Source organism: Burkholderia thailandensis E264 (assembly GCF_000012365.1).
In the GTDB taxonomy this organism is placed as follows: Bacteria; Pseudomonadota; Gammaproteobacteria; order Burkholderiales; family Burkholderiaceae; genus Burkholderia; species Burkholderia thailandensis.
The window spans coordinates 803,975-823,474 of record NC_007651.1 but is presented as its reverse complement, the minus strand read 5'-3'; the positions used below and the strand labels follow the sequence as shown (position 1 = coordinate 823,474).

Genomic DNA, 19,500 nt, shown 5'->3' with positions numbered 1-19,500 from the left:
GTCACGCGTCGCACGCCGGTCAGGACGATCGCGCGCGGCGGCACGCCAAGCCGCCCGCCGCCGGCGGGCGATACGCGCGCCGTCCAGGCCCGCCCGGCGCGCGATCACGCAACAGGACGCCGCGCGACGCACACGGGCGTCTCCGCATCGCGTCACGCGCCGCGCGACTTCAGCCGATGCGCGAACTTCTGCCGGAACTTCGCGAGCTTCGGGCCGATCACGACCGCGCAGTAACCCTGCCCCGGATTGCGCGCGTAATAGTTCTGGTGATACGCCTCCGCTGGCCAGTAGTTGTCGTTCAGCGGCTCGACCTGCGTGACGATCGGCGCGTCGTACAGCTTGTCGCGCTCGAGCGCGCGGATCACGTCGAGCGCGACGTCGCGCTGCGCATCCGAGCGCGTGAAGATCACCGACCGGTATTGCGTGCCGACATCATTGCCCTGCCGGTTCAGTTGCGTCGGATCGTGCGTCGCGAAAAAAATCTCGACGATCTCGCGATAGCCGATCCGGCTCGGGTCGAACGTCACGTTGACGACCTCCGCGTGGCCCGTTTCGCCGTCGCACACGTCGCGGTAGCCGGGATTGCGCGTATGGCCGCCCGCGTAGCCCGATTCGACGGCCGTCACGCCGTTGACGTCGAGGAACACCGCCTCCTGGCACCAGAAGCAGCCGCCGCCCAGCGTCGCGATTTCGTTCGTTGCTTCACTCATATCGGATTCCTTTCGTTCGTTACGTTCGTCGTGCGGCCCGCGCGCCGCGCCTGCCCCGGCCGCCGCCGCACACGGTTTGTGCCGCGTCCGCGCATCGCGCCGCCTTCGCGCTTTTCGTCGGCCGCGCCGCATCGCGACGCGCACGGCGTTCCGCGAAAAATGTGGCGCCGGCCACTCGCCGGGCGCGGCGGTCCGTCGCAGCCTTGCACGATTGCCGCTAAAATCGTCGCCAACCCGACGAATTTTCCGATGACTGCCCTGCTCACTTCCCGCCATTTCGCCCGCGGCGCCGCCGCCCGTTCCGCCCGCCGCCGCGCGCGCCCATCGCTCGAGGCCGTCACGCAATGAAACACGGACAGGCCAGCCCGCCAAATTTCGATGCCGCCGCGTTCCGCCAAGCGCTCGGTCAGTTCGCGACCGGCGTGACCGTGATCACGACGCGCGCGCCGTCCGGCCAGTTGATCGGCATCACCGCCAGCTCGTTCAACTCGGTATCGCTCGATCCGCCGCTCGTGCTGTGGAGCCTCGCGCACAAATCGGCGTCGATGTCGGTGTTCCGCACGAACAGCCATTATGTCGTCAACGTGCTGTCCGCGTCGCAGCACGATCTGTGCATGCGCTTCGCGACGCTCAAGGGCAACCGCTTCGAAGGCGTGTCGCACGCGCAGGGCGACTCCGGCATGCCCGTCCTCGACGGCGCGCTCGCGTGGTTCGAATGTCACAACCGCAGCCGCTACGACGAAGGCGATCACGTGATCTTCGTCGGCGAGGTCGAGCGCTGCGGCGTGCACCCCGACGCCGCAGCGCTCGCGCCGCTCGTGTTCCAGAGCGGCAGCTTCCACGGCCTCACACGGCTTTGACCGTGGGCCCCGTGCGCGCGAGCGCGACAGGCGGCCCCACGTCGTCCTTCAGCGTCTGCAGCACGATGTTCGAGCGGATGTCGAGCACGCCGGGCGTCTTGTACAGCTGATTCAGCACGAAATCGGAGTAGTGCTTCAGGTTGTGCGCGAGCACGCGCAGCAGATAGTGCGTCTCGCCCGTCACGACGAACGCGCCGACCACCTCCGGCCATTCGCGCACCGCTTGCGCGAAACGCTCGTGCCACTGCGTCTGATCGTTGCGCATCGACACCTGCACGAACGCCTCCAGCTCGAACCCGAGCTTCTCGCGGCTCAGGCACGCGCGATAGCGTTCGATCACCCCCTGCTCTTCGAGGAGTCGCATCCGCCGCAGGCACGCGGACGGCGACAGCGAAATGCGCTCGGCCAGATCGAGGTTGCTGATCCGTCCTTCCTGCTGAAGGACCGCGAGAATACGGCAATCGGTTGCATCCAGCGTGATCGCATGCATTTTTGGTCTCCGTTTTAGATCTGTTTCGAATTATCTGCCATATCGGTGGATTGTCCATGCTTATTTCGCAAGCACCTGCTCCGCAGGTTTGCCTATCATGCGAAACATTCGAGGCTTTTCGACAACGCATGGACACGATCTGGGACATCTCCCCGCCAATCGCCCCCGCGACGCCCGTCTGGCCGGGCGACACGCCCGTCGGCATCGAGCGGGTGTGGCGCATCGAGGCGGGCTCGCCCGTCAACGTCGCGCGCATCACGCTGTCGCCGCACACCGGCGCGCACGCGGATGCGCCGCTGCATTACGACGCCCATGGCGCGCCGATCGGCGCGGTGCCGCTCGACGCGTATCTCGGCCGCTGCCGCGTGATCCATTGCATCGGCGCGCATCCCGTCGTCTCGCCCGACGATGTGCGCGCGGCGCTCGCCGACGCGCCGCCGCGCGTGCTGCTGCGCACCTACGGCCAGGCGCCGCAGCGCGCGTGGGACAGCGCGTTCTGCGCGGTCGCGCCGCAGACGATCGATCTGCTCGCCGCGCACGGCGTGCGCCTCGTCGGCATCGACACGCCGTCGCTCGACCCGCAGGAATCGAAGACGATGGACGCGCACCGGCGCATTCGCGCGCACGGGATGGCGATTCTCGAAGGCCTCGTGCTCGACGAAATCGCCGCCGGCGACTACGAGCTGATCGCACTGCCGCTGAAATTCGCGACGCTCGATGCAAGCCCCGTGCGCGCGGTGCTGCGCGCGCTGCCCGACGCGCCGCGCTGAAGAAAAGCGGACGCGATCGCCCCTCCCCCAACCAGGTTCGACATCATGAAAACACGTGAAGAAGCGCTCGCGCTCGATCGCGACGACCCGCTCGCGCCATTGCGCGACCAGTTCGCGCTGCCCGCCGGCGTGATCTACCTCGACGGCAATTCGCTCGGCGCGCAGCCGCGCGCGTCGGCCGCCCGCGCGCAGCAGGTGATCGGCGCCGAATGGGGCGAAGGCCTCATCCGCAGCTGGAACACGGCCGGCTGGTTCGCGCTGCCGCGCCGGCTCGGCGACAGGCTCGCGCCGATGATCGGCGCGGCGCAAGGCGAAGTCGCGATCACCGACACGATCTCGATCAACCTGTTCAAGCTGCTCTCCGCGATGCTGCGGCATCAGGCCCGGCACGCGCCGAAGCGCCGCGTGATCGTGTCCGAACGCTCGAACTTCCCGACTGATCTGTACATCGCGCAGGGCCTGATCGCGCAGCTCGACCGCGACTACGAGCTGCGCCTCGTCGACGACCCGGCCGACCTGCCCGACGCGCTCGACGACGAAACCGCCGTCGCGATGATCACGCACGTGAACTACCGCACGGGCTACATGCACGACATGCCGTCCGTCACGCAGACGGTCCACCAGGCGGGCGCGCTGATGCTGTGGGATCTCGCGCATTCGGCGGGCGCGGTGCCCGTCGATCTGAACGGCGCGCTCGCGGATGGCGCGCTCGGCTGCACGTACAAGTATCTGAACGGCGGCCCCGGCTCGCCCGCGTTCGTCTGGGTGCCCAAGCGCCATCAGCAGGCGTTCGAGCAGCCGCTGTCCGGCTGGTGGGGCCACCGCGCGCCGTTCGCGATGCAGCCCGCGTTCGAGCCCGATCCGGGCATCGCGCGCTTTCTGTGCGGCACGCAGCCGATCGTGTCGATGTCGATGGTCGAATGCGGGCTCGACGTGTTCGCGCAAACCGACATGCACGCGATCCGCCGCAAGTCCCTCGCGCTGACCGACGCGTTCATCGCGCTCGTCGAAGCGCGCTGCGCGGGCCAGCCGCTCAGGCTCGTCACGCCGCGCGCGCATCATCAGCGCGGCTCGCAGGCGAGCTTCGAGCATCCGCACGGCTACGAAGTGATGCAGGCGCTGATCGCGCGCGGCGTGATCGGCGACTACCGCGAGCCGCACATCCTGCGCTTCGGCTTCACGCCGCTCTACACGCGCTTCGTCGACGTGTGGGACGCGGTCGAGACGCTGCGCGACATTCTCGAAACCGAAGCGTGGCGCGCGAGCGAATTCGCGACGCGCGCCGCGGTGACCTGAGCCCGCGCGAGCGCCGCGCGATCCGCGCGGCGGCGCTCGGCCGGTTGACCGCCCCGCGACGCCACACATTTATTCCATGGAGACAATCGTGAATTCAGGTCACATGCAGCCGCCCCGCGACGACGACGCGCCCCGCTGCCCGTTCGCCGGCGCTCACGCGCCCGACGCGCCGCACGTGAGCCCCGCCGCCGGCGAAGACGACGCGCAGGCCGGCTGGCATCGCGCGCAGCTCGACTTCTCGCAGTCGATGAGCTACGGCGATTATCTGTCGCTCGATCCGATCCTCGATGCGCAACATCCGCGCTCGCCCGATCACAACGAGATGCTGTTCATCATCCAGCATCAGACGAGCGAGCTGTGGATGAAGCTCGCGCTCTACGAGCTGCGCGCGGCGCTCGCGTCGATCCGTGACGACGCGCTGCCGCCCGCGTTCAAGATGCTCGCGCGCGTGTCGCGCGTGCTCGAGCAGCTCGTGCAGGCATGGAACGTGCTCGCGACGATGACGCCGTCCGAGTATTCGGCGATGCGGCCGTACCTGGGCGCGTCGTCGGGTTTCCAGTCGTACCAGTATCGCGAGCTCGAGTTCATCCTCGGCAACAAGAACGCGCAGATGCTGCGTCCGCATGCGCACCGGCCGGCGATCCACGCGCATCTCGAGGCGTCGCTGCAATCGCCTTCGCTGTACGACGAAGTGATTCGCCTGCTCGCGCGCCGCGGCTTTCCGATCGCGCCCGAGCGGCTCGACGCGGACTGGACGCAGCCGACGCGCCACGATCCGACCGTCGAGGCCGCGTGGCTCGCCGTGTACCGCGAGCCGAACGCGCACTGGGAGCTGTACGAGATGGCCGAAGAGCTCGTCGATCTCGAGGACGCGTTCCGCCAATGGCGCTTCCGCCACGTGACGACGGTCGAGCGGATCATCGGCTTCAAGCAGGGCACGGGCGGCACGAGCGGCGCGCCGTATCTGCGCAAGATGCTCGACGTCGTGCTGTTCCCCGAGCTCTGGCACGTGCGCACGACGCTGTAGCGCGCGCCCGCCGCACACACGCACGCGGGCGGGCGGCGAAGCGTCGGAACGTCAGGGGGCCGCGCGCGCGAGCTCGTCGCTCGCCGGCAGCCCGCCGCGGCGCAAGCGCGGAATGTGCCGGCGCAGCGCGAGCAACGCGAAAAGCACGACCGCCATCGCAACGGTCAGCATCGTCAGATACGCGTTCGCGCCGCCCGCCGAGATCACGTACGCGCCCGCGAACGCGCTCAGAATCGCGCCGACGCGGCCGAACGCGACGGCGCTGGCGGCGCCCGTCGCGCGCACGGGCGTCGGATAGATGTACGTGCAGAGCGCGTACATCGTCGATTGCACCGCGTTCACGAAGAAGCCGTGCGCGGCGAGGCCCGCGATCAGCCAGCCGGTGTGGCTTGCCGCATCGACGCCGAGCAGCCACGCGGCGCTCGCCGCGCCGCCCGCGCAGCAAAACGCGAGCGGCCAGCGCGAGCCGAAGCGCCCGATCGCGAACGCGCAGCCGAGCGCGCCCACGACGCCGCCGAGGTTGTACGCGGTAAGCCCGGAGCCCGCCACCGACACGCTCAAGCCTTGCGACGTCAGCATCGTCGGCAGCCAGCTGAATGCGCTGTAGACCGCGAGCAGGCACATGCAGAACGCACACCACAATGCGATCGTGTCGCGCGCGTAGGCGGCCGAGAACAGCGCGCGCACGCCGCGCCGCTGCCCTTCGTGCGCGCGCGCTTCGGCCAGATCGGTGAACGCGGTGCCCGCCGCGACGGGCCGCCCCATTCGCGCGAGCAGCGCGCCGAGCTCGCGCCAGCGCGCCGGATCGCGCGCCAGATAGCGCGGCGATTCGGGCAGCGCGCGCACGAGCAGCAGGCCGAGCGCGAACGGCAACGCGCCGCCGAGCCAGAACAGGCCGCGCCAGCCGTATGCGGGCAGCACCTCGTGCGCGAAAAGGCCGGCAAGCATCCCGCCCGCCGGCACGCAGACGATCGTCGCGGTCACCATCATCGTGCGGCGGCGCGCGGGCGTGTATTCGGCCGTCATCGTCGCCGCGGTGGGCAGCGCGCCGCCGATCCCGAGGCCCGCGAAGAAGCGCAGCGCGGCGATGGTCGCGACATTCGGCGCGAAGCCGATCGCGCAGGTCGCCGCGCCGAACACGAACACGCTGCCGATGATCGCCCAGCGCCTGCCGAAGCGGTCCGCGAACAGGCCCGCGCATGCGCTGCCGACGCCCATTCCGAACAGGCCCGCCGCGACGGCGGGCGCGAATGCATCGCGCGTGATCCCCCACTCCTTGATCAGCACCGGAATCGCGAAGCCGATCAACTGGCTGTCGAAGCCGTCGAGCACGATCGAGAACGCGGCGAGCAGCACCGCGACGCGCTGCATTGCGGTGAACGGGCCGTGGTCGAGCGTCGCGCCGATGTCGACCGCGAGCGGCGCGCTGCCGCGGCGGGCGCTCATGCGAGCCTCCGGCGCGCGCCGCTCGAGCGGCGGATGCGGCGGCGCGCCGCGGCGAAACACGGGGTCGGGGTGTGCTTCATGTCGTCTCCTGAATGTCCTCTGAGATCCTCTGGATCGGCGCGTCGCGTTGACCCGCCCCGCCCGGCCTTCTTCGAAACCGTTCGCGATGGCGCGGGCATGCCCTGCGGCGCGAGGGCTTCATCCGCCTCGCACGTTCGCCGCGCGGCGCGGGACGGCGAGCATCCGAGCGACCGCGCATTGATCTAGCGCAAGCTTATGAAGTTACGAATGGTAAAACCAATTTCGATTAGTTGAATTATTAGAAACCCTAACGACGGCCGGCAACGGTCGTCGCGCGGACAGCGGACGGCCGATGCATCCGCGCGGCACGAGTCGGTCCTGCGAACGCGGGCACGCCATGCCGGTCCGGCGAAGGACGATGCGCGCGCGATCGTCGAGATCGCCGGTGCGGCCGTCATCGCGCACTCGATCGACGAGCCGGCGCACCGCCGGTCATCGCGCCGCCATTCGCGTTTTCCGCACGCGTGCGTCGTCGCCGCGGCACCGCGATGCCGTCATGGCGTCCTGCCCTCATGGCGGCCGTGCGGACGCCTTCGCGCGATTTCGTTCGCGCCACGCCCGCTTCGTCGCATCCGCCGCGTTACCCCACCCGCGCGTCGATCAGCCTGACGAGCCGCAGCAGCGTCTCCACATGCGGGGTCGCGACGCCGAGCTCACGCGCCGCCGCGACCACCGCGCCGTTGATCGATTCGATCTCCGTGCGCCGCCCCGCGAGCACGTCCTGCAGCATCGACGGGCGATGGCCGCGATGCTCGCCGATCGCGTGCAGCACGTTCTCGCGCATCCTGCGCCCGTCGACTTCGATGCCCTTCGCGCGGGCGACCGCCGCCACTTCCGCGACGATCGCGATCGCGAGCGCCGGCCCGTCCTCGCGCGCGCCGAGCGCATCGACCGTGCAGCGCGTGACCGCGCACAGCGTATTGAGCGCCGCGTTGAAGCCCACCTTCTCCCAGATCGTCGCCCACACGCCCGCGTCGACCGTGCAGTTCAGGCCCGCGCGATCGAGCGCGTCCGCGCTCGCCTGCACGATCGGCCGCATCGCGCCGTCCGCGCTCATCAGCCTGACCCAGCCCGCGCCGTGCGAGCGCACGTGCCCGGGCCCGGCAAGATCGGCCGGCCACGTCGTCACGCCGACGAGAATCCGCTCGCGCGGCACGCATTCTGCGAGCACCTCGACATTGCCGAGCCCGTTCTGCAGCGTCAGCACGCACGTGTGCGGGCCGAAGAGCGCGCGCGCGCCCGCGAGCGCCGCGCGCGTGTGCAGCGTCTTCGTGAACACGATCACCAGGTCGGGCGGCGCGCCGGCGAGCGCCGCGACGCCGTCCGGCCGCAGCGCGGCGAGCCGCGCGACGCGCCGCTCGCCGCGATCGGTGTCGAGCCGCAGTCCGTCGCGCGCGATCGCGTCGACATGCGCGGCGTTCACGTCGACGAGCGTCACGTCGTGCCCGCCCTCGGCGAGCCATCCGCCGAACAGCGAGCCCATCGCGCCCGCGCCGAGCATCGCGATTTTCATCGTCGCCATCGTTCAGAACGGATAGTGGCGCGGCGCCGTCTGCACGGTGATCCAGCGCAGATCGGTGAATTCGGCGATGCCCGCTTTGCCGCCGAAGTGGCCGAAGCCGCTGTCCTTCACGCCGCCGAACGGCATCTGCGCCTCGTCGTGAACGGTCGGCCCGTTCACGTGGCAGATCCCCGATTCGATCCGCGCGGCGACGCGCATCGCCCGTGCGATGTCGCGGCTGAACACGGCCGACGACAGGCCGAACGCGTTGTCGTTCGCGCACGCGATCGCCGCCTCCTCGCCCGCGACGCGCACGATGCCCTTCACCGGCCCGAACGATTCCTCTTCGTAAATGCGCATCGCAGGCGTCACGCGGTCGACGAGCGTCGCGGGCATCAGCGTGCTCGCCGCCTTGCCGCCGCAAAGCAGCACCGCGCCTTTCGCGAGCGCGTCGTCGATGAGCGCGTTGCAGCGCTCGACGGTCTGCCTGTCGATCACCGAGCCGAGCACGACGGGCCCGTTGCGCGGATCGCCGAGCGGCAGCGTCGCGGCCTTGTCGGCGAGCTTCGCGACGAACGCGTCGGCGATCCGCTCGTCGACGATGATCCGCTCGGTCGACATGCAGATCTGCCCGGAATTCGCGAACGCGCCGAACGCGGCCGCCGCGACGGCCGCGTCGAGATCGGCGTCGTCGAGCACGACGAACGGCGCCTTGCCGCCGAGCTCGAGCACGGCGGGCTTCAGATGCTGCGCGCAACGCTCGGCGATGATCCGGCCGACGCGCGTCGAGCCCGTGAAGTTCACGCGGCGCACGGCCGGATGCGCGATCATCGCGTCGACGACCGCGCCGGCGTCGGCGGGCGCGTTCGTCACGAAGTTCACGACGCCGCGCGGCAGCCCCGCTTCGTGCAGCGCGTCGACGATGAGCCCGTGCGTCGCCGGGCACAGCTCCGAGCCCTTCAGCACGACCGTGTTGCCGCACGCGAGCGGCAGCGCGATCGCGCGCACGCCGAGGATCACGGGCGCGTTCCACGGCGCGATGCCGAGCACGACGCCCGCCGGCTGCCGCACGCCCATCGCGAGCGAGCCGGGCACGTCGGACGGAATCAGCTCGCCGCCGATCTGCGTCGTCAGCGCGGCCGCTTCGACGAGGCCGCTCGCGGCGAGCTCGACATTGAACCGCGCCCAGATCGCCGATGCGCCCGTCTCGGCCGCCATCGCGGCAACGAACGCGTCGCGCTTCGCTTCGAGCGCGGCGGCCGCCTTCAGCAGCAGCGCGCGGCGCGCGCCCGGGCCGAGCGCGGCCCACGGCGCGAACGCGGCGGATGCGGCGTCCACGGCCGCGCGCGCGTCGTCGGCGGTCGCGGCGCTCGCGCGCGTCGCGACCTCGCCGTCGAGCGGATTGCGGCGCTCGAACGTCGCGCCGCCCGTGGCCGAGCGGCGTTCGCCGCCGATCAACATCGAAATGTCCTGCATGCGGGTGTTCTCCTTCTGAGTGCTTTGCCGCGCTTCGCGACGCTCATGAACGCCATCGAGCGCAGTTCGTGGGGCTCGTGGGGCTCGCGCGCGTCACGCGATCTGCACGTCGACGACGACGGGCGCGGGCGACGCGAGCGCGCGTTCGAGCGCGTCGCGCAGGCGCGCCGCGTCGCTCACGCGCACGCCGTCGCAACCGAGCCCGCGCGCGAGCGAGACGAAATCGAGATCGGGCAGCGCGGTGCCCTGCACCGGCTCGTCGTCGCGAAAGCCGAACACGGGCGCGAACTCCTGCAGCGCCGCGTAGCGCGCGTTGTTCAGGATCACGAAGGTGACCGGCAATTTCAGGTGCGCGGCGCTCCAGAGCGCCTGAATCGAATAGAGGCTCGAGCCGTCGCCGATCAGCGCGATCACGCGCCGCCCCGGCGAGCCGAGCGCGACGCCGACCGCGGCCGGCATCCCGTAGCCGAGGCCGCCGCTGTCCATCGTGTAAAACGTGTCGACGCGCGAGAACGGCAGGTGCTGCTGCATCGCCGGCCGCGCGCTCGGCGCTTCCTCGACGACGATGTCGTCCGGGCCGCGCACGTCGGCGAGCGTCTGCAGCGCGAACGCCACCGGCATGCGCTCGCCCGGCGCGCCCGGGCCGGCGCGCTCGTGCGGCGCGCGCGGCGCGGGCATCGGCCGCTCGCGCGGCACGGGACGCGCGAGCAGGTCGCGCGCGGCAAGCCGCAGATTGCCGACGACCGCGTCGCCGACGGGCGTCCACGCGGCCACCGACGGATCGTCGACGAGCTGATGAAGCGTCGCGCCCGCGGGCACGTGCGGGCCGAAGCCTTCGACGTGATACGTGAAGACGGGCGCGCCGAACGCGAGAATGAAATCGTGGCCGGCGAGCCGTTCGACGATCCGCTCGCGCATCGGCGGCAGAAAGCCCGCGAAGAGCGGATGATCCTCGGGAAAGCTGCAGCGGCCCGACATCGGCGCGGCGTACACGCGCGCGCGGTGCCGCTCGGCGAGCCGCACCGCTTCGTCCCACGCCCCCGCGCGCGCCACCGCCGCGCCGACCACGAACGCCGGACGCTCGCTCGCGTCGAGCGCGTCGCCCAATCGCGCGAGCGCATCGGGCGCGGGCCGCACTTCGCTGCTCACCGTGCGCGCGGCGATGGGCTCGGCGGGGCGATCCCAGTCGTCGGCCGGAATCGATACGAACACGGGCCCGCGCGGCTCCTGCATCGCGACGTGGTACGCGCGGGCGATCGCGGCGGGCACGTCCTCGGCGCGCGCGGGCTCGATGCTCCATTTCACGTACGGCTTCGGCAATTCGGCCGCCTGCACCGACGCGAGAAACGGCTCGAACGGCAGGATCGAGCGCGCCTGCTGGCCGGCCGTGACGACGAGCGGCGTCTTGTTCTTGTACGCGGTGAACAGAACGCCCATCGCGTTGCCGACGCCCGCCGCCGAATGCAGGTTCACGACGGCCGCGTTGCCGCTCGCCTGCGCGTAGCCGTCCGCCATCCCCACCGCGACCGCCTCGTGCAGGCCGAGCACGTATTCGAAATCGGCGGGGAAATCGCGGAACATCGGCAGCTCGGTCGAGCCCGGATTGCCGAACACCTTGCGGATGCCGAACCGGCGCAGCAGGTCGATTACGGCGTCGCGAACCGTGTACGGCGCGTGCGCCGGCGCGTCGGCGCGAAGATCGGGGGGGGTCATGCGGGCGTGTCTCCTCAACGTCGTCGTCATTGGTTTCCACAGTATCGGCGGCGCACACATTCCTCGATACTGTATTTTCTGCAATAAGCCATTACACGACAGCATGACTTTCGACCTGCGCCAGTTGCGCGCCTTTACGACGATCGCCGCGAGCGGCAGCCTCGGCCGCGCGGCCGACGCGCTGCACGTCACGCAGCCGGCGCTGAGCCGCATCCTGAAGCGGCTCGAGGAGCAGATCGGCGCGCCGCTCTTCGAGCGCCATTCGAAGGGCGTGCAGCTCACCGCGATCGGCGAGGCGCTGCTGCCGCACGCGACGCTGCTGCAGCACGAGGCCGAGCACGCCCGCGAGGAAATCGACGCGCTGCGCGGGCTCGCGAGGGGCACGATCAAGGTCGGCGCGGTCGGCAGCATCGCGAGCCTCGTGCTGCCCGTGGCGATCGGGCGCGTGCTCGACCGCTGGCCGAACCTGCGCGTCGTGATCGTCGAAGGCGTGTGGGACCGGCTCGTCGATGCGCTTCTCACGCACGAGATCGACGTGGCGCTGAGCACGCGCGTGCCGGACACCGACGACATCGTCGCGACCGCCGACTGCCGATGGGACGACGTGAGCCACGTCGTCGCGGCGCCCGATCATCCGCTGCGCGCGGCGCGCGCGCCGCTCACGCTCGCCGGCACGCGCGCCGCGCGCTGGGCGATCCCGCCGCGCGGCACCGCGCCGTACGAGCAGATGCGCGCGGCGTTCGACGCGCAGGGGCTCGCGCCGCCCGACATCGCGGTCGAAACGCGCTCGGTGACGGCGCTCAAGAGCCTCGTCGCGCACGCGGGCTTCCTGAGCTGGATGGCCGAGCCGATGTACCGCGCGGAACGCCGCGCGCGCACGATCGACACGCTCGCCGTCGAAGGCGTCGCCGCCACCCGCACGCTGACCGCGTTCCGCCGCCGCCACGGAATCCTGCCCGGCCCGGCCGCGAAGCTGCTCGAACAGCTTGCGCTGCTGACCCGCGAGCCGTTCTGACGCCGTTGGGCGGCGCGCCGCGGCGCCGCGCCCGCGCATCGATTGGCGCGCCGCAACATCGAAAGCCCGCTCGATCGCCTTGACTTTCGCTCACCCGAATACGATCATTCGCTCATGTAAAGAGCAAATGATCTACAAAAATTCGGCCCGTCAGCCGGCCGACAGGAGACACGGGATGAGCAGTCCGTCCACCGCCGCGCCGGCGATCTTGCACATCGGCGTCGGCTCGTTTCATCGCGCGCATCAGGCGTGGTATCTGCATCGCGTCAATGAGGCGTCGCCCGCCGCCGAGCGATGGTCGCTCGTCGTCGGCGACATCCGCGACGACATGCGCGCGGCCCGCGACGCGCTCGCCGCGCAGCACGGCGTCTACACGCTGGAGACGGTCACGCCGCAAGGCGAGCGGGCGTACGAGACGATCCGCTCGATCGCGCGCGTGCTGCCGTGGTCGGCCGATCTGGCGGCGCTCGTCGACGCGGGCGCCGATCCGGCGTGCCGGATCGTGTCGTTCACGGTGACGGAAGGCGGCTATTACCTCGACGAGCACGACCGGCTCGACGCGGCGAACCCCGATCTCGCGGCCGACCTGCAAGGCGCGCGGCTCACGATCTACGGCGCGCTCGCGGCGCTCCTCGCCGAGCGCGTCGCGCGCGGCGCGGGGCCGATCACGCTGCTGAGCTGCGACAACCTGCGCAGCAACGGCGCGCGCTTTCGCGCCGGCATGCGCGAATTCCTGGCGCGGCGCGACCTCGTCGATCTGCTCGCGTGGTTCGACGCGAACGCCGCCTGCCCGAGCTCGATGGTCGACCGCATCACGCCGCGCCCGACGCCCGACGTGCGCGAGCGCGTGCGCGCGGCCACCGGCATCGACGACGCGTGCCCTGTGATGGGCGAGGCGTTCATCCAGTGGGTGATCGAGGATCGCTTCGCGGCCGGCCGTCCCGCGTGGGAGAAGGCGGGCGCGGCGCTCGTCGACGACGTTCATCCGTACGAGGAAGCGAAGATCCGGATCCTGAACGCGACGCACAGCTGCATCGCATGGGCGGGCACGCTCGCGGGCCACGCGTACATCCACGAAGGCACGCGCGACGCGGAGATCCGCCGCTTCGCGCACGCGTACGTGACCGACGACGTGATCCCCTGCCTCACGCCGAGCCCGCTCGACCTCGCGCGCTACCGCGACGTCGTGCTCGAGCGCTTCGGCAATCCGCACATCCGCGACACGAACCAGCGCGTGGCCGCCGACGGCTTCTCGAAGATTCCCGGCTTCATCGCGCCGACGCTCGCCGAAACGATCGCGCGCGGCGTCGAGCCGGCGTCGACCGCGGTGCTGCCCGCGCTCTTCCTGCGCTTCCTGCAGCGCTGGGCGCAACGCGCGCTGCCGTACGCGTATCAGGACGGCGTGATGGACGAGCGCGTCGCGCGCGCGATCGCGGGCGCGGAAGATCCCGTCGCCGCGCTCGCGGCGCAACGGCCGCTCTGGGGCGCGCTCGCCGGCACGCCCGCGCTCGAGCGCGCGCTGCGCGCGGGCCTCGCGCGCGTCGACGCGTGGCTCGCGAGCCGCTGAGCGCCGCCCGCATCGCTCGGGTCAAATCGCCATTGGCACGGCGGCGAGCACGCGGCTAAAGTAGCGGCTTCCCGTCGACGCACCGCTTTTCGCCCATGTACCTCGGCATCGATCTCGGCACCTCCGAAGTGAAGGTGCTGCTGCTTTCGCCCGACGGCGCCGTCGTCGGCACGGCGGGCACGCCGTTTACCGTCGAGCGCGCGCATCCGCGCTGGGCCGAGCAGCATCCGGACGACTGGTGGGCAGGCACGCTCGCCGCGCTCGCCGCGTTGCGCGCGCGGCATCCGCGCGCGTTCGCCGCAGTGCGCGGCATCGGCCTGTCCGGGCAGATGCACGGCGCGGTGCTGCTCGATCGCGACGATCGCGTGCTGCGCCCCGCGATCCTGTGGAACGACATGCGCAGCGCCGACGAATGCACGCAGCTCGAAGCGCGCGCGCCCGATCTGCACACGATCGCCGGCAATCTCGCGATGCCGGGCTTCACCGCGCCGAAGCTGCTGTGGGTCGCGCGCCACGAGCCCGACGTGTTCCGCCGGATCGCGTGCGTGCTGATGCCGAAGGATTATCTGCGCCTGAAGCTCACGGGCGCGAAGGTATCCGATCCGTCCGACGCGGCGGGCACGCTATGGCTCGACGCCGCGAAGCGCGACTGGTCCGGCACGCTCCTCGCCGCGGGCGGCATGACGCGCGCGCAGATGCCCGCGATCGTCGAGGGCAACGCGCCGTCCGGCACGCTGCGCGCGGACGTCGCGCGCGCGCTCGGGCTTGCGGAATCGACCGTCGTCGCGGGCGGCGGCGGCGACAACGCGACGAGCGCGCTCGGCATCGGCGCGACGCAGCCGGGCGACGGCTTCGTGTCGCTCGGCACGTCGGGCGTGCTGAGCGTCGTCGGCGACCGCTTCCGGCCGAACCCGGCGTCCGCTGTTCATGCGTTCTGCCACGCGATTCCCGACCGCTGGCAGCAAATGAGCGTCGTGCTCTCGGCGGCGAGCTGCCTGCGCTGGGTCTGCACGCTCACGTCGACCGACGAGCCGGCGCTCCTCGCCGACATCGCCGAGCTCGATCCGGCCGCCTGCGGGAACGCGCCGATCTTCCTGCCCTATCTGTCCGGCGAGCGCACGCCGCACAACGATCCGTACGCGCAAGGCGTGTTCTTCGGGATGACGCACGGCACCGATCGCGCGCTGCTCGGCTACGCGGTGCTCGAAGGCGTGACGCTCGCGCTCGCCGACGGCTTCGACGCGCTGATCGCGGGCGGCACGCAGACCGACGCGCTGTCGCTGATCGGCGGCGGCGCGCGAAGCGCGTACTGGGCGCAGTTGATCGCCGACGCGCTCGGCGTGCGCACGCGCCGCCACGGCGGCGGCGAGACGGGCGCGGCGCTCGGCGCGGCGCGGCTCGGCTGGCTCGCGGTGGGCGGCGAGCCGCGCGACGTGCTGGCGAAGCCACCGCCGCGCGACGAATTCGCGCCGAACGCGGCCCGTCACGAGGCGCTGCGCGCGCGACTCGACGCGTTCCGCGCGCTGTACCGGCACGTGCGGCCGCTCTTCGAGCCGACGCGCGCGCGGCTCGCGTGAGCGCGTTTGCGCTACAGTGCGAATTTTCCCGGCGCGCGACGGCCGGCCTGAAGCCCGTCGCGCGCGCCCGACCCGAGACTCCGCCACCGTGTCCAAGTCCTCCGAAAAACTCGATCTCGCGACGCGCGCCGCCTGGCTCTATTACGTCGCGGGCGATACGCAAAACGAAATCGCCGAGAAGCTGCAAGTGTCGCGCCCCGTCGCGCAGCGCCTCGTCGCGTTCGCGGTGGAGAAGAACCTGATCCGCGTGCGCGTCGACCACCGCATCGCCGACTGCCTCGATCTCGCCGCGCAGCTGTCGAAGCGCTACGGCCTCGCGATGTGCGAAGTCGTGCCGATCGACGGCGACGCGCCCGACGCGATCGACCGCAAGCTCGCGGTCGCCGGCGCGCAGGTGATGGAGCGCTACCTGAGCGAAGACAAGCCGATGGTGATCGCGGTCAGCAGCGGCCGCACGCTGAAGGCCGCCGTCGCGCAGATCGCGCAGCTCGAGCGGCCGCAGCACCGGCTCGTGTCGATGGTGGGCGCGATCGCGCAGGACGGCTCGTCGAACCCGTACGACGTCGCGCAGCACATCTCCGAGAAGACGGGCGGCAAGCACTTCCTGCTGCCCGCGCCGCTCTTCGCGGACAGCGAGACCGAGCGCGCGCAGTGGTGCAATCACCGGCTGTACCGGATCGTCGAGAAGCTGTCGGCGCAGGCGGACGTCGCGTTCGTCGGCGTCGGCAACATCGGCGCGCACTGCCCGCTGTTCGAGGACGGCTTCATCACCGAGGGCGAGTTGAACGAGATGGTCGAGCTCGGCGCGGTGGCCGAGATGCTTGGCCTGCCGATCGACGCGCAGGGGCGGCCGGTCGTCGCGTCGACGAGCACGCGCGTGACGAGCGTTGCGCTCGACGCGCCGCCGAAGCGCCCGACGATCGGCTTCGCGGGCGGGCCGCGCAAGCGCGCCGCGGTGCTCGCCGCGCTGCGCGGCAGATGGCTCTCGGGGCTCGTGACCGACGAGACCTGCGCGCGTGCCGCGCTCGCGGAGTAACGCTCTCGACGGGGCTTGCGCGCACCGGCCTGCGCAGCCGACGCAAACGCCGCCCCCACCCCGCAACGTGCCCCCGTCACGCGGCCGGCGACGCCGCCCGCCGCGCGCGCACCCGCCGCCACCCCGCTCGGCGAGGAGAACCTGGGCGCAGTCCCGCGCCGGTCGCATTTCGACATCCGGATGTCCGTTTTCGACGGGCGCGCCGTTTTATGGGCAACGATGCTGGGCGGCACCCGCCTCTCCCGGCGGATCGGCGGGCGGCACACGGCCAGCCCGGCCTCGGCGTGCGAATCCCCTTCGGAGAACTCGATGAAAACAGGACGTCGACACTTCGTGCGCTCGGTTGCGAGCGCCTCGGCCGCGCTCGCGGCCGCCGCATGGTCCCCCGCGCGCGCCGCATCCGACGTGCCCGGCACGTCCGCGGCCCCGCTGTCGCTCACGCCCGGGCGCTGGTCGCCGAACAACGTCGCGCGGCTGCGCGCGGTGCTCGCCGAGCACGGCGCAACGAGCCCGCGCTACCGCGCCGAGCGCCGCCCGTACGCGGTGTTCGACTGGGACAACACGAGCATCATGAACGACTGCGAAGAAGCGCTGCTGATGCACCAGATCGACGGGCTGCATTACCGGCTCACGCCCGGGCAGTTCTCCGCGATCCTGCGCCAGGGCGTGCCCGACGGCCCGTTCGACGCGAAGCTCGGCTATACCACCATCGACGGCAAGCCCGTGCGGATGGAGGACATCGCGGCCGATGTCGAAGCCGACTACCGGTGGCTGCACGCGAACTACCGCGGCCTCGCCGGCGACAAGCCGCTCGACGAGATCCGCCGCAGCGAGCAGTTCCGGGATTTCCGCGCGAAGCTGTACTTCATGTACGACGCGATCTGCGACACGTACCCGGTCGAGATCGGCTACAAGTGGATCATGTACTGGTACGCGGGGATGACGCGCGACGAGTTGCAGGCGATGGCGTTCGACAGCAACGTCGCGAACCTCGGCGACGCGCTGCGCAAGGTCACGTACGAAAGCTCGCGCGCGCTGCCGGGCCGGACGGGCGTGGTCGCCGCGACGCACTTCCACGGCATCCGCATCCACGAGGAAATCCGCGCGGTGATGGACACGCTGCGCTCGAACGGCATCGACGTGTACATCAGCACCGCGTCGCTCGACGACGTCGTGCGCGTGTTCGCGGGCCACGCGGCGTTCGGCTACGGCGTGCCCGCCGAGAACGTGATCGGCATGCGGCTCACGATGGCGGACGGCAAGTACGTGAACGAATACCTGCCGGACTGGCACTTCAACTACGGACCGGGCAAGACGGTCGGCATCCGCCGCGAGCTGCAGTCGAAGAAAGGCTACGGGCCGCTCCTCGTATTCGGCGACAGCGACGGCGACGCGTGGATGCTGCGCGACTTCGCCGATACCGCGGTCGGCGTGATCGTCAACCGGATGAAGCAAGGCGAGATCGGCCTCGACAGCCGCAAGGCGGCCGAGCAGATCGGCGCGAAGGACGCGCGGCTCGTGCTGCAGGGGCGCGACGAGAACACCGGGCTGATGGTCGCCGACGAGCGCTCGATCAAGTACGGCAAGCGCGAGCCCAGGCTGCTCGCGTGATCGCCGCGCGCCGGCGGCAGGCAGCGGCGCGCCGCGCATGCCGCGCGCCGTGCCGGCCTCGCGCATGCAACGGACCGCATGTGCGAGGCCAAGCCGAACCCGGCGCAGCGCATCGGTCCCGTCGGCCGATCGCCGCCCGCAAGCCGCGCGCGCGATGCGCACGGCCCCGCGGCCGCGTCACGCGGCCAGCGCGTGCCTCGGCTTGCGCTTGAACGCACGCCCGTGTGCGTCGAACAGATGGCAATGCTCGGGCTGCGCGCCGACGCGCAACTTCTCGCCCGCGCGATACGTGTCGAGCGGCGGAATGCGCGCGATCAGCCCGTCCGGCGCGGCGGCCGATTCCGCGTACAGATACGCGGCGTCGCCGAGCGATTCGACGGCCATCGTCCGCGCGACGACGCCGTCGCCGCCCGCAACGCCAACGTGCAGATGCTCGGGCCGGATGCCGACCGTCACGCGATCGCCCGCGCGCAGCGTGGCCGCGTCGACGGCCACGCGCTGCGCCTCGCCCGTCTCGAAGCGCACGAGCGCGCCGTCGGCCGACGCCGATTCGACCGCGCCCGCGAGAAAGTTCATCTTCGGCGAGCCGATGAAGCCCGCGACGAACTGGTTCGCGGGCGCGTGATACAGCTCGTTCGGCGTGCCGACCTGCTGCACGCTGCCCGCCGACAGCACGACGATCTTGTCCGCGAGCGTCATCGCCTCGACCTGATCGTGCGTCACATAGATCATCGTCGTCTTCAGTTCGTCGTGCAGCCGCGCGAATTCGAGCCGCATCTTCACGCGCAGCGCCGCGTCGAGGTTCGACAGCGGCTCGTCGAAAAGAAACACTTTCGGCTTGCGCGTGATCGCGCGGCCGATCGCGACGCGCTGCCGCTGCCCGCCCGAGAGCTGCTTGGGCTTCCTGTCGAGCAGATGATCGATGTGCAGGATCTGCGCGGCCTGCTTCACCGCGTCGTCGATCTCCTGCTTGTTCGCGCCCGCGAGCTTCAGGCCGAAGGCCATGTTGTCGTAGAGCGTCATGTGCGGATAGAGCGCGTACGACTGGAACACCATCGCGATGCCGCGCTTCGCGCTCGGCACGTCGTTGACCTTCGCGCCGTCGATCAGCAGCTCGCCGCCCGAGATGTCCTCGAGCCCGGCGATCATCCGCATCAGCGTGGATTTGCCGCAGCCGCTCGGCCCGACGAACACGACGAACTCGCCGTCCGCGATGTCGAGATTGACGTTGTGCAGCACCTCGTTGTCGTCGTAGCGCTTGCCGATATTGCGCAGGAGCACGCTTGCCATGATTTGTCTCCGTTCAGTTGTGCGGCCGCGCGGC

General features: G+C 70.9%; 16 protein-coding genes. 9 read left to right on the top strand and 7 right to left on the bottom strand.

The genetic code is table 11. The features are described from left to right. Positions 1-152: 152 nt before the first annotated feature. Positions 153-710, bottom strand: a complete 558-nt coding sequence (msrA, locus tag BTH_RS15840) for a peptide-methionine (S)-S-oxide reductase MsrA (protein WP_009892698.1) — start codon at positions 708-710, stop codon at positions 153-155. A 344-nt stretch (positions 711-1,054) separates the two neighbouring features. Between msrA and BTH_RS15830 the strand changes: the two genes are divergently transcribed. After that, complete coding sequence (locus tag BTH_RS15830; RefSeq protein WP_009892700.1) at positions 1,055-1,570, top strand: flavin reductase family protein; 516 nt, start codon at positions 1,055-1,057, stop codon at positions 1,568-1,570. Here BTH_RS15830 and BTH_RS15825 read toward each other — a convergent pair. After that, positions 1,557-2,060 (bottom strand): Lrp/AsnC family transcriptional regulator, encoded by a 504-nt coding sequence (locus tag BTH_RS15825; RefSeq protein ID WP_009892701.1) that lies wholly within the window; start codon positions 2,058-2,060, stop codon positions 1,557-1,559. The genes BTH_RS15830 and BTH_RS15825 overlap by 14 nt on opposite strands. A 128-nt stretch (positions 2,061-2,188) precedes the next feature. Between BTH_RS15825 and kynB the strand changes: the two genes are divergently transcribed. The 3 genes from kynB to kynA all read left to right on the top strand — a co-directional run bounded on the left by kynB (position 2,189) and on the right by kynA (position 5,153). Continuing rightward, positions 2,189-2,830 (top strand): arylformamidase, encoded by a 642-nt coding sequence (gene kynB / locus BTH_RS15820; RefSeq protein ID WP_009892702.1) that lies wholly within the window; start codon positions 2,189-2,191, stop codon positions 2,828-2,830. A 45-nt stretch (positions 2,831-2,875) separates the two neighbouring features. Beyond that, a complete protein-coding gene (gene kynU / locus BTH_RS15815; RefSeq protein WP_009892704.1) occupies positions 2,876-4,126 on the top strand; it encodes a kynureninase in 1,251 nt (416 codons plus the stop codon). A gap of 103 nt (positions 4,127-4,229) precedes the next feature. Beyond that, complete coding sequence (gene kynA / locus BTH_RS15810; RefSeq protein ID WP_009892705.1) at positions 4,230-5,153, top strand: tryptophan 2,3-dioxygenase; 924 nt, start codon at positions 4,230-4,232, stop codon at positions 5,151-5,153. A 51-nt stretch (positions 5,154-5,204) separates the two neighbouring features. Here the strand turns inward: kynA and BTH_RS15805 are convergent, their stop codons facing one another. The 4 genes from BTH_RS15805 to mdlC form a co-directional block, all read right to left on the bottom strand. Further along, entirely contained in the window at positions 5,205-6,659 is a 1,455-nt protein-coding gene (locus BTH_RS15805) for an MFS transporter (RefSeq protein WP_009892707.1), read from the bottom strand. Positions 6,660-7,260: 601 nt separating this feature from the next. Further along, entirely contained in the window at positions 7,261-8,193 is a 933-nt protein-coding gene (locus BTH_RS15795; protein ID WP_011401846.1) for a ketopantoate reductase family protein, read from the bottom strand. A 12-nt stretch (positions 8,194-8,205) separates the two neighbouring features. Beyond that, the gene (locus tag BTH_RS15790; RefSeq protein ID WP_009892710.1) at positions 8,206-9,657 is read right to left on the bottom strand and encodes an aldehyde dehydrogenase; all 1,452 of its coding nucleotides are present in this window, start codon (positions 9,655-9,657) and stop codon (positions 8,206-8,208) included. A 93-nt stretch (positions 9,658-9,750) separates the two neighbouring features. After that, positions 9,751-11,370 (bottom strand): benzoylformate decarboxylase, encoded by a 1,620-nt coding sequence (gene mdlC / locus BTH_RS15785; protein ID WP_009892712.1) that lies wholly within the window; start codon positions 11,368-11,370, stop codon positions 9,751-9,753. A 103-nt stretch (positions 11,371-11,473) separates the two neighbouring features. Here mdlC and BTH_RS15780 point away from each other — a divergent pair, with 103 nt between their 5' ends. The 5 genes from BTH_RS15780 to BTH_RS15760 all read left to right on the top strand — a co-directional run bounded on the left by BTH_RS15780 (position 11,474) and on the right by BTH_RS15760 (position 18,176). Continuing rightward, positions 11,474-12,385, top strand: coding sequence for a LysR family transcriptional regulator (locus BTH_RS15780; RefSeq protein ID WP_009892714.1), 912 nt, complete (start codon positions 11,474-11,476; stop codon positions 12,383-12,385). 175 nt (positions 12,386-12,560) lie between these two features. Continuing rightward, positions 12,561-13,952 (top strand): D-arabinitol 4-dehydrogenase, encoded by a 1,392-nt coding sequence (dalD, locus tag BTH_RS15775; RefSeq protein ID WP_011401844.1) that lies wholly within the window; start codon positions 12,561-12,563, stop codon positions 13,950-13,952. A gap of 95 nt (positions 13,953-14,047) precedes the next feature. Continuing rightward, positions 14,048-15,529, top strand: a complete 1,482-nt coding sequence (gene xylB, locus BTH_RS15770) for a xylulokinase (protein ID WP_009892718.1) — start codon at positions 14,048-14,050, stop codon at positions 15,527-15,529. 88 nt (positions 15,530-15,617) lie between these two features. Continuing rightward, the gene (locus tag BTH_RS15765; RefSeq protein WP_009892719.1) at positions 15,618-16,565 is read left to right on the top strand and encodes a sugar-binding transcriptional regulator; all 948 of its coding nucleotides are present in this window, start codon (positions 15,618-15,620) and stop codon (positions 16,563-16,565) included. Positions 16,566-16,874: 309 nt separating this feature from the next. Next, a complete protein-coding gene (locus BTH_RS15760) occupies positions 16,875-18,176 on the top strand; it encodes a haloacid dehalogenase-like hydrolase (protein WP_038707828.1) in 1,302 nt (433 codons plus the stop codon). Positions 18,177-18,353: 177 nt separating this feature from the next. Here the strand turns inward: BTH_RS15760 and BTH_RS15755 are convergent, their stop codons facing one another. Then, on the bottom strand, positions 18,354-19,466 hold the full coding sequence (locus tag BTH_RS15755; protein WP_009892722.1) for an ABC transporter ATP-binding protein: 1,113 nt from the start codon (positions 19,464-19,466) through the stop codon (positions 18,354-18,356). Positions 19,467-19,500 lie beyond the last annotated feature (34 nt).